We start from the raw sequence: 14516 nt of genomic DNA, 5'->3' as shown, positions 1-14516 counted from the left end.
TCCATGTACGAGTCCCCCAGCTGGCTGCATGAGTTGTGGATCGCCCGGGATACCCTCTGGGCGGGGTTTCAGACCAGCATCTACTGCTCGGTGCTGGCGATTATCTTTGGCACGCTGATCGGTATCTTTGCGGGGTTGATCCTGACCTACGGCAAATTCTGGATGCGTGCGCCGTTTCGTCTGTACGTTGACCTGATCCGTGGCACGCCAGTGTTTGTGCTGGTGCTGGCGTGTTTTTACATGCTGCCGGCGCTCGGTTGGCAGATCACCGCGTTCCAGGCCGGTGCGGTCGGCCTGACGTTGTTCTGCGGCTCGCACGTCTCGGAAATTGTGCGCGGCGCGTTGCAAGCCATCCCCCGTGGGCAACTGGAAGCGGGCAAGGCGATTGGCCTGACGTTCTACCAGTCCCTGGGTTACGTGCTGTTGCCTCAGGCGCTGCGACAGATATTGCCGACCTGGGTCAATTCCTCCACGGAAATCGTCAAGGCCTCGACCTTGCTTTCGGTGATTGGCGTGGCTGAATTGCTGCTGAGCACGCAGCAAGTGATCGCGCGTACTTTCATGACCCTGGAGTTCTATCTGTTCGCCGGGTTTCTGTTCTTTGTCATCAACTACGCCATCGAGTTATTCGGGCGCTACATTGAAAAGCGGGTGGCCTTGCCATGAACCAACCACACACTAACCCACCGCTGCTGAACATTCGCGGCCTGCGCAAACAATACGGCCAGGTGGAAGTGCTCAAAGGCGTCGACCTGTCCATGCAGCGCGGCAACGTGGTGACCTTGATCGGCTCCAGCGGCTCGGGCAAGACCACGCTGCTGCGTTGCGTCAACTTGCTGGAAGAATTCCAGGGCGGCCAGATCACCCTGGATGGCGAATCCATCGGCTACAGCGAAATCGCCGGCAAGCGTGTGCGCCACCCTGAACGCGTGATTGCCCAGCACCGCGCGATGACCGGCATGGCGTTCCAGCAGTTCAACCTGTTTCCGCATCTGACGGCGTTGCAAAACGTCACCCTCGGCCTGCTCAAGGTCAAGAAAATGGGCAAGGACGAAGCTGTGGCCCTGGCCGAAAAATGGCTCGACCGCGTCGGCCTGCTGGAGCGGCGCAACCACTTCCCCGGCCAATTGTCCGGCGGCCAGCAACAGCGTGTGGCGATTGCCCGTGCGATCGCGATGAACCCCAGCTTGATGCTGTTCGACGAAGTCACCTCGGCCCTCGACCCGGAGCTGGTTGGGGAGGTGCTGAGCGTGATCAAGGGCCTGGCGGAGGAGGGCATGACCATGTTGCTGGTCACCCACGAAATGCGTTTTGCCTATGAAGTGTCGGACAAGATCGTATTCATGAACCAGGGCCGCATTGAAGAGCAGGGCACCTCGAAGGACATCTTCGAGCGTCCGCAATCGCCGCGCCTGGCGGAATTTTTGAAGAACATTCGTTTTTAATCAGGAGCAACGTTATGACCATTACTCGTTACGGCACCGGCAGCACCGCCGGCGGTGGCCAGCCACGTCCTTTCGCCCGCGCGGTGGAAGCGGACGGCTGGCTCTACGTCTCGGGCCAGGTGCCAGCGGTGGACGGTGAAATCATCAACGGCGGCATCGTCGAGCAAACCCGCCAGACCCTGCGCAATGTGGTGGCGATTCTGGAAGAGGCCGGCTACGAACTCAAAGACGTGGTGCGCGTGGGTGTATGGCTGGAAGACCCACGGGACTTCTGGAGTTTCAACAAGGTATTCGGCGAATACTTCACCCCGGAACACGCCCCGGCGCGTGCCTGTGTACAGGCCAACATGATGGTGGACTGCAAGGTCGAGATTGATTGCGTGGCCTACAGGAAAAAAGGCTAAATGCCCCATTCTTGAAGCCATAGGAGATCCAATGTGGGAGCGGGCTTGCCCGCGATGACGGAGTGTCAGCCAGCCCATCTGGCACTGACCCACCGCAATCACGGGCAAGCCCGTTCCCACAGGGGATCACTGTGCAGCACCCACCTTTGACGGGACCGATTACTGCCATGACCGAAGACACCATCAAACGCCGCGCCAAAGGCCTGGACCGTGCTTTCGATATCCTCGATTTTCTCAAGGAGATCGGCCAGCCCCTGCGCCCGAATGATATTGCCAGCGGCATCGGCAGCCCCAAATCCACCGTCTATGAGTTGGTCGCATCGCTGCTGGAGCGGCGCATCCTGGAAACGGTGGGCAAGGACGGCCACGTCTACCTCGGCCGCCAGTTGTACTTCCTCGGCCAGGCGCACCTGCGCCATTTCGACCTGACCCGCGAGGCCGACCACGCCTTGCAGGAAATCGTCAGCCAAACCCACGAAACCGCGCAGATGTGCCTGCTCAATGGGCGCAAATACACGGTGGCGCTGATGCGCGAAGGTGAGCGGCATTTCCGTATTTCATCGGACATCGGCGAAAACGCACCCATCCCGTGGACTGCCTCCGGGCGCCTGTTGCTGGGGCACTTGAGCGACCAGCAAATCATCGACCTGATCGACTACGACGATTTCATCCTGCCGGACGGCCAGCGCCTGGCGCTGGACACCTTCCTGGCGCAAATCCGCCAGGCCACGCTCGACGGTTTCTTCTCTTTCGACAGCGTGGCCGACACCTTTACCCATTGCTTCGCTGCCCCGGTCCGCGACGCACAAGGCATCAGCATTGCGACCTTGTGCATCGTCGCCCCACGGGCCGACGCGATTAAAAATTACAACGACTATCGCCGGGTGTTGATCGACAGCGCCAACAACCTGGCCCGTCGCATCAACGAATAGGAGTTTTCCATGTCTGCCTTCAACGCCGTTGAAAAAGGCGCCGCCGCGATTGGCGCCCACCTGGTCCGCGACGTCAGCCTGCCGGCCCTGGTGCTGCACCGTGACGCCCTGGAACACAACATTCGCTGGATGCAAGCGTTTGTCAGCAACAGCGGCGCAGAACTCGCGCCCCATGGCAAAACCAGCATGATGCCCGCGCTGTTCCAGCGCCAGATCGCCCAAGGCGCCTGGGGTATTACCCTGGCCAATGCGGTGCAGACCCGCGCCGCCTACGCCGGTGGCGTGCGCCGCGTGTTGATGGCCAACCAATTGGTTGGTGCGCCGAACATGGCGTTGATTGCCGACCTGTTGGCCGATCCTGATTTCGACTTCCACTGCATGGTCGACCACCCGGACAACGTCGCCGACCTGGGCCTGTTCTTCGCTGCCCGTGGCTTGCGCCTGAACGTGATGATCGAATACGGCGTGGTCGGCGGCCGTTGCGGTTGCCGCAGCGAGCAGGACGTGCGCGAACTCGCCAAGGCGATCAAGGCCCAGCCGGCCCTGGCCCTTACCGGTATTGAAGGCTATGAAGGCGTGATCCACGGTGAACATGCCATCAGCGGCATCCGCGAGTTCGCCGCCAGCCTGGTGCGATTGGCCGTGGACCTGCAAAACAACGGCTCTTTCGACCTGCCCAAGCCCATCATCACCGCATCGGGGTCGGCCTGGTACGACCTGATCGCCGAGTCCTTCGAAACGCAAAACGCCGCCGGCCGTTTCCTCAGCGTGTTGCGCCCGGGCAGCTACGTGGCCCACGACCACGGTATCTACAAAGACGCGCAATGCTGCGTGCTCGACCGCCGCAGCGACCTCAATGAAGGCCTGCGCCCTGCGTTGGAAGTCTGGGCGCATGTGCAATCGTTGCCCGAGCCTGGCTTTGCCGTGATTGCCCTGGGCAAGCGCGACGTGGCCTACGACGCCGGGTTGCCGGTGCCGCTCAAACGCTACAAGGCCGGTATCCTGCCCGCCGAAGGCGATGACGTGACCGCGTGCAAAGTCACGGCGGTGATGGACCAGCATGCGTTCATGACGGTGGCGCCAGGGGTTGAGTTGCGTATCGGTGACATCATCTCGTTCGGCACCTCGCACCCTTGCCTGACCTTCGACAAATGGCAAGTGGGCTGCCTGGTGGATGAGCAGTTGCAGGTGATCGAGTCGCTGCATACCTGCTTCTAGACCGAGTCGCGGCCATCGCAGGCAAGCCAGCTCCCACATTGACCGCGTTGTATCTGAAGGAATGCAGTCAACTGTGAGAGCGGGCTTGCTCGCGAAGGAGCCATCAGCCACACCAGAGATTAGCGGCCATCGCAGGCAAGCCAGTTCCCACATTGACCGCGTTGTATCTGAAGGAATGCAGTCAACCGTGGGAGCGGGCTTGCTCGCGAAGGGGCCATCAGCCACACCAGAGATTAGCGGCCATCGCAGGCAAGCCAGCTCCCACATTGACCGCGTTGTATCTGAAGGAATGCAGTCAACTGTGGGAGCGGGCTTGCTCGCGAAGGAGCCATCAGCCACACCAGAGATTAGCGGCCATCGCAGGCAAGCCAGCTCCCACATTGACCGCGTTGTATCTGAAGGAATGCAGTCAACTGTGGGAGCGGGCTTGCTCGCGAAGGGGTCATCAGCCACACCAGAGATTAAAGGCATGAACACACAACCGCGCATCGCCCTGATCGGCGAATGCATGATCGAACTGCAGCACCGCGCCGACGGCAGCCTGCATCAGAGCTTCGGCGGCGACACCCTGAACACGGCGGTGTACCTGCGCCGCGAGCTGGGCGCTGTCGGCACGGTCGACTACGTCACTGCGTTGGGCGATGACAGTTTCAGCGATGCCATGTGCCAACAGTGGCGCGACGAAGGCCTGGGCCTGGACAGGGTTCAGCGCTTGCCCGGTCGTTTGCCGGGGTTGTATTGCATCCAGACGGACGCCAACGGCGAACGCAAATTCCTCTATTGGCGCAATGAAGCCGCTGTGCGTGATTGCTTCACCACGCCGGCCGCCGAACCGATCCTGGCGGCCTTGCCGGATTACGCCGTGGTGTATTTCAGCGGTATCACCCTGGCGGTGCTCGGTGAAATCGGGCGTGAGCGCTTACTGCAAAGCCTGATTGAAACCCGCCGGCGCGGCGGCAAGGTGGTGTTCGACAACAACTACCGGCCGCGTCTGTGGGCCAGTGTCGAGGCGGCGCGCGCGGCGTATCACACGGTGTTGGCCGAGGTGGATATCGCCTTGCTGACCGAGGATGACGAACGTGCATTGTTTGGGTATGCCGACACTGAGCAGGTGTTTGCGGCGTACCCGGGCATTGAGGAAGTGGTGCTCAAGCGTGGGGCGGATGCGTGTTTGATCCGTTGCGCAGGCGAGCGCTTTGCCGTGCCGGCGTTGCAGGTCGAGCAGGTGGTGGATACGACGGCGGCGGGGGATTCGTTCAGTGCGGCGTATTTGGCCAGTCGGCTGAAGGGTGGTTCGCCAGAGGCGGCGGCCTTGGCTGGGCATCGGTTGGCGAGCCGGGTGATTCAAGTGCCGGGTGCACTGATTCCGAAGTAGCGGGTGAATGGCCGCCTGCGGCGGATCGCGGGCAAGCCCGGCTCCCACATTGACGGCATTCCTTCAGTTGAAATGCAATCAAATGTGGGAGCGGGCTTGCTCGCGAAAGCGGTCTAACGCCAAACCCTCAGTCGCGGTAAAACACCTGCACCAGGTGATAGCCAAACTTGCTCTTGATTGGCCCGTGCACCACCTTCACCGGCTTTTTGAAGATCACCGCATCAATCGCCCCGACCATCTGCCCTGGCCGCACTTCACCCAAATCACCGCCGCGCTTGCCGGACGGGCAGGTCGAGTATTTCTTGGCCAGCACATCAAACGCTTCGCCCTTGGCAATGCGCTGCTTGAGCTGTTCGGCTTCTTCGCTGGTCTTCACCAGAATGTGACGGGCTTGGGCTTTCATTGATTTCTACCAGGTGTGCGGCGGCGCGCGATTATGCCTGAACTCATTCGTCGACGCTGATCATGCTGCGGATTTTTGTCGCCAGCAGGTCAATGGAAAACGGCTTGGCGACCATGTCCATGCCGTCCTCCAGGAAGCCCTGGCGCTCGGCGGCTTTTTCGGCGTAACCGGTCATGAACAACACGCGCAGGCCCGGCCGGTGCTGACGGGCGATTTCCGCCAGTTGTCGGCCGTTCATGCCCGGCAGGCCGACGTCGGTCACCAGCAGGTCCACGCGCAAATCCGACTCCAGCAACGGCAGCGCCGTGCGTGCGTCCGCGGCCTGGTGTGCGGTGTAACCCAACTCATCCAGCACATTGATCACCAGCATGCGCACCGCCGGGTCATCCTCGACCACCACCACCGACTCACCGGCCAGCGCCAACGGGGCTTCGCTCAGATGTTGCGGCAGGTGGCTTTCGAGGGCGGTGCCATGCAGGCGCGGCAGGTACAGGCGCACGCAGGTGCCTTGGCCGGGTTCGCTTTGAATCGTCACGTGGCCACCGGATTGCTGGGCAAACCCATAGATCATCGACAGCCCAAGGCCTGTGCCCTGGCCGATAGGCTTGGTGGTGAAAAACGGGTCGAACGCCTTGGCCAGGATCTTCGGTGCCATGCCGGTGCCGTTGTCACACACGCCCAGCATCACGTAGTCGCCGGCCTTCACCGGTTCGAGGGTGGTGATATCGCTGCCATCGAGGTAGCTGTTGGCGGTTTCGATCAGCAATTCGCCGCCGTCGGGCATCGCGTCGCGCGCGTTGATCACCAGGTTGAGCAGGGCGTTTTCCAACTGGCTGGCATCGGTATTCACGGGCCAGATATCGCGGCCCAGTTGCACCTTGAGCGTGATATGCGCGCCCTTGGTTCGCCGGAACAAATCTTCCAGGGACACCACCAGCTGGTTCGGATCAAGCGGGCGGCGGTCCAGCGATTGGCGGCGGGAGAACGCCAGCAGCCGATGGGTGAGGGCGGCCGCGCGATGGGCGGAAGACACCGCGGCGTCGGTAAAGCGGCCGATTTCGTCGCTGCGCCCGGCACTGATATAGCGCTGCATCAGGTCCAGGCTGCCGATAATCCCGGTCAGCATATTGTTGAAATCATGGGCAATGCCGCCGGTAAGCTGGCCCACGGCTTCCATTTTCTGCGCATGACGCAGCGCATCTTCGGCGCGCTCGCGTTCAAACATTTCGTTTTGCAAGCGCTGGTTGGCCTCCGCCAGCGCCTGTGTGCGCTGGGCGACGCGCTCTTCCAGGTTCTCGTTGAGGTGCCGCAAGGCCTCTTCGGTGAGTTTGCGTTCGGTCTCATCGATGACAAAGATATAGAAACCGTTCACCGAGCCGTCATTGCTGAAGCGTGGCAGGTACTTCATCAACGCGTGGCGCGGCCGGCCGTCGTGATGCGGCGTAACGGTCATGAAGCTGCAGGCCTTGCCCTTGAGCGCGGCAGCGATCTTGTCTTCGCGACCGGCATACAACTCGTCGCCGATCACCTCACGGATGGTTTTGCCGTACAGCTCCTGGGGCGTCATGCCATACCAGTCCAGGTAGGCGCTGTTGTTCAGGCGAAAGCGCTGTTCGTGGTCGACGTAGCCAATCAGCACCGGCATGGCGTTAATGATCAATTGCAGCTCGGTCTGGCTTTGGCGCAGCGCGTGCTCGGTGTGTTTGCGTTCGGTCAGGTCCAGCGCGGCGCCAAGGAAGCGTGCCGGGCGGCCTTGCGGGTCTTTGTAGCAGCGACCACGGGCGAACACCCAGCGCACCTGGCCATCGGCTTGCAGCAAGCGGTATTCCTCGGCGTATTCGGTGCCGAAAGTGATGCAGTGCTTGATGCTGCGCGCCACCATGCCGCGGTCTTCGGGATGGACGCCTTGCAGGTAGTCGCTGATGGGCAGCAGGCCGGCGTCACTCGGGTCGACGCCATGCAAATAGGCGAAGTGGGCGTCGGCGATAAAGCGGTCTTCGCCGATGTCCCAATCCCACGTACCTACCGCATCGGTGGCGGCCAGCGCCAATTGCAGACGTTGTTCGGTGCTGTGCTGGGCCTTGAGGCTGTCATCGGAGCGCTGTTGCAGTTCGATGGCTTTGCTGCGGCGCTCGTTGGTTTCGATGGCGGTGACTAGAATACCGGCGACGGCGCCGCTTTCGTCGCGGACCGGGCTGTAGGTCAGGTCGAGCCAGATTTCGGTGTCGCGGTGGTTGCGTTGCAGGACGAAGCGCTGTTCGGTGAACGTGCGCACCTGGCCGGTGAGGACGGCGTCGTAGATCGGGGCGGTGAAGCTCGCCAGCTCCGGCCAGGTCTCATGCGCGGGTTGGCCCATGGCGCCGGGGTGTTTGTTGCCCGCGAGCGCGGCGAAGCCGTCGTTGTAGAGCTGCGTGAGCTGGCTGCCCCACAGCAGGAGCATCGGCATCGGCGAGTGGACCACGATATCGACGGCTGTGCGCAGGCTTTGCGGCCAGTCATCGGCCTCACCGAGGGGGCTTTGCGCCCAGTCCAGCCGCGCAATCAATGCAACGGCTTCGCTTCCGGTGGATGTTACTTTCATGAAAAAGCCCTAAACCCGACACTTTGAAATACGACAAAGCCGATTATCCCGCGACACGGGAACGGCTGACTACCCCTCGAAAAATAGCATGCATTGGGGTTTTGTCTTCAAATGAGTGCTTACAGGCTGAAACCTTTCATCCTTGTGCCAGCTCCGGGCGGTCACGAAACTGTGCCAGTGCCTCCGGGTTCGCCAACGCGTCAGTGTTTTTTACCGGCTCACCGTGCACCACGTTGCGCACCGCCAGTTCGACGATCTTGCCGCTGATGGTGCGCGGGATATCGCTGACGGCGAGGATCTTCGCCGGCACATGGCGCGGCGTGGTGTTGGCGCGAATCACCTGGCGAATCTGTTGCTCCAGGGCTTCATCCAGTTCAATGCCGTCATTGAGGCGCACAAACAGCACCACCCGCACATCGTCCTGCCAGCGTTGGCCGATGGCCAGGCTTTCCAGGACCTGCGGGACCTTTTCCACCTGGCGATAAATTTCCGCCGTGCCGATGCGCACGCCACCCGGGTTGAGCACCGCATCGGAGCGACCATGGATCAACAGGCTGCCATTGGGGCACTGTTCGGCGTAGTCGCCCTGGGCCCATACACCGGGAAACTGGCTGAAATACGACGCGCGCAGTTTCTGCTGATCCGGGTCATTCCAGAGCCCGATCGGCATCGCCGGAAAATGCCGAGTGCAGACCAATTCGCCTTTTTCCCCGATCAATGGCTGGCCCTGGTCGTCCCACACTTCGATAGCCATTGCCAGGCTCTTGCACTGCATTTCACCGCGCCGTACCGGTAGCACCGGGTTGCCGATGACAAAGCAGGAGACGATATCGGTGCCGCCCGACATCGACGACAGGCACAGCTCGCCTTTGATTTCGCGGTACACGTAGTCGTAGCTCTGCGGCGACAGCGGCGAGCCAGTCGAAATCAGCCCTTTGAGGCTGCTCAAATCATGACTCAGGCGCGGTTGCAGGCCGGCTTTTTCCAGCGTGGCGAGGAATTTCGGGCTGGTGCCGAATACGCTGATTTTCTCGGCATCGATCAGGTCGATCAGCCGTTCGGGGCCCGGGTGAAAGGGCGAACCGTCATACAGCACGGCCGTCGCGCCGAGGGCCAGCACCGACACCAGCCAGTTCCACATCATCCAGCCGCACGTGGTGTAGTAAAAGAGGCAGTCAGCCCGCGACAGGTCGGCATGCAGACCGTGTTCCTTGAGGTGCGTGAGCAGCACGCCGCCGGTGCCGTGGATGATGCACTTGGGCACGCCGGTGGTGCCGCTGGAATAGAGGATGTACAGCGGGTGATTGAACGGCACGGCGACAAACTCAGGTTCGCCGCCGGGTTGGTAGAAGTCGCTCCACAGCGCGACCCTGGCCTGGGTCTGATAGTCCTCGACTGTCGCCTGCGGGCGGGCATACGGCACGATGATCAACTGTTGCAGGGAGGGCAGGCGCGCAAGGATTTCATTCAGCTTGGTGCTTTGGTCAATGGTCTTGCCGGCGTAGCGATAACCCGCGCAGGTGATCAGCACCTTGGGTTCGATCTGGCCGAAACGGTCGATCACGCCTTGGGTGCCGAAGTCCGGCGATGAACAGGACCAGATCGCACCGAGGCTGGTGGTGGCGAGCATGCCGACCAGGGTTTGCCAGGTGTTGGGCATGCACGCGGCCACGCGGTCGCCCACGCCGACACCCGCTGCGCGCAGGCTGTTTTGCAGGCCGGCGACGTGGGCAGCCAGTTCGGCGTAGGTCAGTTGTTCGCGCTGGCCGTCTTCGCTGATAGCGACCACTGCCGGGTGATCATCGCGACGGCGCAGCAAGTGTTCGGCAAAGTTCAGTGTCGCGTCGGGGAACCACTGGGCGCTGGGCATTTCACGGTCTTCGATCAGCGTCACCGAGGGCGGGCTGCGAAATTGCACGTCAAAGAACGCGACAATGGCCTGCCAGAAGTCGGGGCGCTGGTCGATGCTCCACTGGTGCAGGGCCGGGTAGTCCGGCAACTGAACGCTGTAGCGGCCGTTGATGAAGCGTCGGAACTGGTCCATCCGCGTGTTGGCGATGCGTTCGGGGGAGGGTTGCCAGAGGATCTCGGACATTGCGCAATCTCTTGTTCTTAGATGAAATCTACCCAACAACACTGAGCCAATGTGGGAGCGGGCTTGCTCGCGAATGCGGTGGGTCAGTTACAAACTTGCTGGCTGACACTCCGCCTTCGCGAGCAAGCCCGCTCCCACATTTTAAAACTCCTGCGTTTGAAATAGCGGGGGTTTACTGCGCCAGCCAGCCGCCATCGATATTCCACGCCGCGCCGCGCACCTGGGCGCCGGCCTCACTGCACAGAAACAACACCAACTCACCCAGCTGCGGCGGCGTCACGAACTCCAGCGACGGCTGTTTCTCCGCGAGCAAATCATGCTGCGCCTGCTGTGGATCAACACCGTTGGCCGCACGGTCATCAATCTGCTTCTGCACCAGCGGCGTCAGCACCCACCCAGGGCAAATGGCGTTGCAGGTGACGTTGGTGGTGGCGGTCTCCAGGCCCACCACTTTGGTCAGGCCGATCACGCCATGCTTGGCCGCCACATACGCGGCCTTGCCCACCGAACCGACCAGGCCATGCACCGAGGCGATATTGACGATACGCCCCCAGCCTTTGGCTTTCATGCCCGGCAGGCTCAAGCGCGTGCTGTGGAATACCGACGACAGGTTGATCGCGATGATCGAATCCCAGCGTTCCACCGGGAAATCCTCCACCGCCGACACATGCTGAATGCCGGCGTTATTGACCAATATATCCACGCCACCGAACTCGCGCTCGGCATAGGCCAGCATGTCGGCGATCTGCGCCGGGTCGCTGACGTCTGCCGGGTGATGGCCGACTTTGCCGCCGAACGCCTGCACCTGGGTGATCACCGCGCTGGCGTCGCCGAAGCCGTTGAGAATCAGGTTGGCGCCGGCCTTGGCCAGGCTCAGCGCTATGCCCAAGCCGATGCCGCTGGTGGAGCCGGTGACCAGGGCGGTCTTGCCGTTCAAGTTCGTCATGTAAACCTCACACAATGCCGGTGGCGTAGAAAGTACCGATCACCACGAACACCGCGAGGGTCTTGATAATCGTGATGCCGAAAATATCCTTGTAGGCTTCGCGGTGGGTCAGGCCGGTCACCGCCAGCAGCGTAATCACCGCGCCGTTGTGGGGCAGGGTGTCCATGCCGCCGCTGGCCATGGCCGCGACCCGGTGCAGCACTTCAAGAGGGATATTGGCCGCATGGGCCGCCGAAATAAAGCTCTCGGACATCGCCGCCAGGGCGATGCTCATGCCGCCCGAGGCGGAACCGGTGATACCGGCCAGCAGGGTCACGGTGATCGCTTCGTTGACCAGCGGATTGGGGATGCCCTTGAGCCAGTCCGCCAGCACCAGAAAGCCCGGCAGCGAGGCGATGACCGCACCAAAGCCATATTCCGACGCGGTGTTCATCGCCGCCAGCAGCGCACCGCTTACCGCGCTTTTACTGCCTTCGGCGAGCTTGTCGCGAATCGCCGACCAGCCGAACACCAGCACCATGACGATACCCACCAGCAACGCCGCCTGCACCGCCCAGATCGCCGTGAGCTTGGCGATCTCGGTGGTCACCGGCGCGCTCATGCCCGGCAAGCTCAGGCTGTGGGTCTTGCCATACCACTGCGGAATCCAGTGGGTGAACAGCAGGTTCATCACGCCCACCAGAATCAGCGGTGACAGTGCGACCCATGGGTTGGGCAAGGTGAGGTTTTCAGCGGTTTCCGGCTCGTTACGCAGCTCGGTGCCATAGCCTTCGCCGGCTCGTTGCGCCTTGTTGCGCTGGCGCGCCAGGTAGAGCATGCCGGTGCAGAACACGAAGAGGGTGCCGATCAAGCCCAGCCACGGCGCAGCCCAGGCGGTGGTATTGAAGAACGTGCTGGGGATGATGTTCTGGATCTGCGGCGTGCCCGGCAGGGCGTCCATGGTGAACGAGAACGCGCCGAGGGCGATGGTCGCGGGGATCAGGCGCTTGGGGATATTGCTCTGGCGGAACATCTCCGCTGCGAACGGGTAAACCGCAAACACCACCACAAACAAGGACACGCCGCCGTAGGTGAGCAGGGCGCAGACCAACACGATCACCAGCATCGCCTGGCGTGTGCCGAGCAAACGGATCGCGGCGGCAACAATCGAGCGCGAAAAGCCCGACAGCTCGATCAGCTTGCCGAACACCGCGCCGAGCAGGAACACCGGGAAATACAGTTTGATAAAACCGACCATTTTCTCCATGAACACCCCGGTAAAGGCAGGGGCGACGGCGGACGGGTCGGTGAGCAGCACGGCGCCGAGGGCGGCGATGGGGGCAAACAGGATGACGCTGTAGCCACGGTAGGCCGCCAGCATCAGCAGCGCGAGGGCTGCCAGGGCAATGATCACACTCATGGTGTGTCTCCAAATCGGATTGTTATTGTTGTGGGGTGGTGCTTTGGAGAGGGGCTATAGCGAGATGTGTGCCAACACGTTAACGCGTTGAAATATAAGAATATTATTTGATTTTAGATCGGCGGGTCAGAATTTTGTCTCTATCTAGAGACAGGTGAAGACCCAATGTGGGAGCGGGCTTGCTCGCGAAAGCGGTGTGTCAGTGCTAGATGTGCTGGCTGAAGTACCGCATTCGCGAGCAAGCCCGCTCCCACATTAGGTTGTCTTCATATATAGAATTGTTTCTCTGTTCTGAGACTAGGCGATGCCAAGGGCAACCATTTTCTTGTACAGGGTCGACCTACCCAGCCCCAACCGCTTGGCCGCGTCCACCACATTGCCTTCACAGGCCTTCAGCGCCGCTGCAATCAGCTGCCGATCAAACCGCTCCCGCGCCGCCGCAAACGTCTCGCCCTCGAGCGTTTCCACCGCGTCACGCTGCACCGGGCTAAACGTCCCAATCGCCGCGCGAATCTCCCTGGCATCCAGCACCAGGTCATCACTCAACAACGCTGCGCGTTCCAGCACATTGCGCAACTCACGGATATTCCCCGGCCACGCATGTTGCGCCAACAGCGCGAGGGCCTCGCGGTCCAGTTCGTGCTGGCTGCGCAGCTCTTCAAGAATCGCCTCGCTCAACGCCGGAATATCATCCAGTCGCTCCCTCAAGGGCGGCACCTGGATCGGCAGCACATTCAGCCGGTAATACAAATCCGCACGGAACTCACCGCGCTTGATCGCCGCCTCCAGGTCCATGGACGTGGCGGCAATCACCCGCACATCGCTATGCAGCATGTCGTTGGAGCCTACCGCTTCGTATTCCTTCTCCTGCAACACCCGCAGCAGTTTGCTTTGCAGCGGCAGCGGCATATCACCGATTTCATCGAGAAACAGCGTGCCGCCCTGGGCGATCTGCAACTTACCCGGGCGGCCTTTGCGGTCGGCTCCGGTAAACGCGCCCGGCGCGGTGCCGAAAAACTCGGCTTCGAGCAGGTCATGGGGAATCGCGGCGCTGTTGATACTGACGAAGGCTTTGTGCGCACGCGGCGAGGCGCCATGGATCGCCTGGGCCAGCAGCTCTTTGCCGGTGCCGGTTTCGCCCAGCAGCAACACCGGTGACTCGGCGCTCGCACTGCGCCGCGCTCGGCGTTTGACTTCCAGGCTGGCCGCGCTGGTGCCGATGAAGTGCGCGAAGTTGTATTTGCTCTGCCGCGAACGCAGCAACGAACGCGTGGAAGCAAGCTCCTGCTGCATGCTGAGGTAGCGCTCGATCAGTGGCGACAGGTTGCGCAGCTCATCAAACAACGCAAACCCAATTGCACCAATCACCGCGCCGGCATCGTCGTGAATCGGCAGGCGCATCACCACCAGCGGGCCCTTGGGCGTGTCCTGGATATCCAGCAAAATCGGCTGATCGTTGCGCACGACCTGGCGCAACAAACTGTTGGCGATCACCTGCTCACAAGGCTGGCCGATGGCATCGTCGGCGCTTTTAAGCCCGAAACGCTTGGCGTAGCGCTCGTTCATCCACACGATATTCGCGTCACGGTCGACAATCACCGTGCCTTCGCTGGACTGCTCGATAATCTCGAACAGCGACTGGATAGCCAGGCCGCGAACCCGTTGGTAATCCTTGAGGCTTTCGTTGCTATTCATGCACCCGCCGCCAACACAAAATA

12 protein-coding genes are annotated in these 14516 nt (G+C 61.5%); 6 read left to right on the top strand and 6 right to left on the bottom strand.

The annotated features are described in order from the left end of the window. Nucleotides 1–3: 3 nt before the first annotated feature. The 6 genes from ACI77D_RS22020 to ACI77D_RS21995 all read left to right on the top strand — a co-directional run bounded on the left by ACI77D_RS22020 (nt 4) and on the right by ACI77D_RS21995 (nt 5374). Nucleotides 4–666, top strand: coding sequence for an amino acid ABC transporter permease (locus ACI77D_RS22020; protein ID WP_053255671.1), 663 nt, complete (start codon nt 4–6; stop codon nt 664–666). Beyond that, nucleotides 663–1445 carry an amino acid ABC transporter ATP-binding protein gene (locus tag ACI77D_RS22015; RefSeq protein ID WP_064451967.1) on the top strand — a complete coding sequence of 261 codons (783 nt, stop codon included), beginning with the start codon at nt 663–665 and terminating at the stop codon, nt 1443–1445. The genes ACI77D_RS22020 and ACI77D_RS22015 overlap by 4 nt, the downstream gene beginning before the upstream one ends. 14 nt (nt 1446–1459) lie before the next feature. After that, the gene (locus ACI77D_RS22010; RefSeq protein ID WP_064451968.1) at nt 1460–1849 is read left to right on the top strand and encodes a RidA family protein; all 390 of its coding nucleotides are present in this window, start codon (nt 1460–1462) and stop codon (nt 1847–1849) included. A 167-nt stretch (nt 1850–2016) separates the two neighbouring features. Further along, entirely contained in the window at nt 2017–2781 is a 765-nt protein-coding gene (locus ACI77D_RS22005; protein ID WP_064451969.1) for an IclR family transcriptional regulator, read from the top strand. Between the two features lie 9 nt (nt 2782–2790). Beyond that, a complete protein-coding gene (locus tag ACI77D_RS22000) occupies nt 2791–3999 on the top strand; it encodes an amino acid deaminase (RefSeq protein WP_064451970.1) in 1209 nt (402 codons plus the stop codon). Nucleotides 4000–4468: 469 nt separating this feature from the next. Continuing rightward, a complete protein-coding gene (locus ACI77D_RS21995; protein WP_407017475.1) occupies nt 4469–5374 on the top strand; it encodes a sugar kinase in 906 nt (301 codons plus the stop codon). Between the two features lie 127 nt (nt 5375–5501). Here ACI77D_RS21995 and ACI77D_RS21990 read toward each other — a convergent pair whose 3' ends face one another. The 6 genes from ACI77D_RS21990 to ACI77D_RS21965 all read right to left on the bottom strand — a co-directional run bounded on the left by ACI77D_RS21990 (nt 5502) and on the right by ACI77D_RS21965 (nt 14493). Beyond that, entirely contained in the window at nt 5502–5777 is a 276-nt protein-coding gene (locus ACI77D_RS21990) for a peptidylprolyl isomerase (protein WP_003174397.1), read from the bottom strand. 43 nt (nt 5778–5820) lie between these two features. Next, nucleotides 5821–8358 carry a PAS domain-containing protein gene (locus ACI77D_RS21985; RefSeq protein ID WP_407017474.1) on the bottom strand — a complete coding sequence of 846 codons (2538 nt, stop codon included), beginning with the start codon at nt 8356–8358 and terminating at the stop codon, nt 5821–5823. A 136-nt stretch (nt 8359–8494) separates the two neighbouring features. After that, nucleotides 8495–10453 (bottom strand): acetoacetate--CoA ligase, encoded by a 1959-nt coding sequence (locus tag ACI77D_RS21980; protein WP_407017473.1) that lies wholly within the window; start codon nt 10451–10453, stop codon nt 8495–8497. A gap of 172 nt (nt 10454–10625) precedes the next feature. Beyond that, on the bottom strand, nt 10626–11399 hold the full coding sequence (locus ACI77D_RS21975) for a 3-hydroxybutyrate dehydrogenase (protein ID WP_407017472.1): 774 nt from the start codon (nt 11397–11399) through the stop codon (nt 10626–10628). Between the two features lie 7 nt (nt 11400–11406). Beyond that, nucleotides 11407–12798 carry a GntP family permease gene (locus ACI77D_RS21970; RefSeq protein ID WP_407017471.1) on the bottom strand — a complete coding sequence of 464 codons (1392 nt, stop codon included), beginning with the start codon at nt 12796–12798 and terminating at the stop codon, nt 11407–11409. A gap of 297 nt (nt 12799–13095) precedes the next feature. Further along, nucleotides 13096–14493, bottom strand: coding sequence for a sigma-54-dependent Fis family transcriptional regulator (locus tag ACI77D_RS21965; protein ID WP_064451976.1), 1398 nt, complete (start codon nt 14491–14493; stop codon nt 13096–13098). Between the last annotated feature and the right edge of the window lie 23 nt (nt 14494–14516).

The sequence above is a fragment of the Pseudomonas sp. O39 genome (assembly GCF_045447295.1).
Lineage (GTDB): Bacteria > Pseudomonadota > Gammaproteobacteria > Pseudomonadales > Pseudomonadaceae > Aquipseudomonas > Aquipseudomonas antarctica_A.
Note: the sequence above shows the minus strand (reverse complement) of the source record. Positions and strands in the feature narration are given on the sequence as shown.

Coding starts and splice junctions, on each gene's coding strand:
- ACI77D_RS21980 (WP_407017473.1), bottom strand. CDS start 10,453: ATGTCCGAGATCCTCTGGCAACCCTCCCCCGAACGCATCGCCAACACG.
- ACI77D_RS21975 (WP_407017472.1), bottom strand. CDS start 11,399: ATGACGAACTTGAACGGCAAGACCGCCCTGGTCACCGGCTCCACCAGC.
- ACI77D_RS22010 (WP_064451968.1), top strand. CDS start 1,460: ATGACCATTACTCGTTACGGCACCGGCAGCACCGCCGGCGGTGGCCAG.
- ACI77D_RS21965 (WP_064451976.1), bottom strand. CDS start 14,493: ATGAATAGCAACGAAAGCCTCAAGGATTACCAACGGGTTCGCGGCCTG.
- ACI77D_RS21970 (WP_407017471.1), bottom strand. CDS start 12,798: ATGAGTGTGATCATTGCCCTGGCAGCCCTCGCGCTGCTGATGCTGGCG.
- ACI77D_RS21990 (WP_003174397.1), bottom strand. CDS start 5,777: ATGAAAGCCCAAGCCCGTCACATTCTGGTGAAGACCAGCGAAGAAGCC.
- ACI77D_RS22000 (WP_064451970.1), top strand. CDS start 2,791: ATGTCTGCCTTCAACGCCGTTGAAAAAGGCGCCGCCGCGATTGGCGCC.
- ACI77D_RS22015 (WP_064451967.1), top strand. CDS start 663: ATGAACCAACCACACACTAACCCACCGCTGCTGAACATTCGCGGCCTG.
- ACI77D_RS21985 (WP_407017474.1), bottom strand. CDS start 8,358: ATGAAAGTAACATCCACCGGAAGCGAAGCCGTTGCATTGATTGCGCGG.
- ACI77D_RS22020 (WP_053255671.1), top strand. CDS start 4: ATGTACGAGTCCCCCAGCTGGCTGCATGAGTTGTGGATCGCCCGGGAT.
- ACI77D_RS21995 (WP_407017475.1), top strand. CDS start 4,469: ATGAACACACAACCGCGCATCGCCCTGATCGGCGAATGCATGATCGAA.
- ACI77D_RS22005 (WP_064451969.1), top strand. CDS start 2,017: ATGACCGAAGACACCATCAAACGCCGCGCCAAAGGCCTGGACCGTGCT.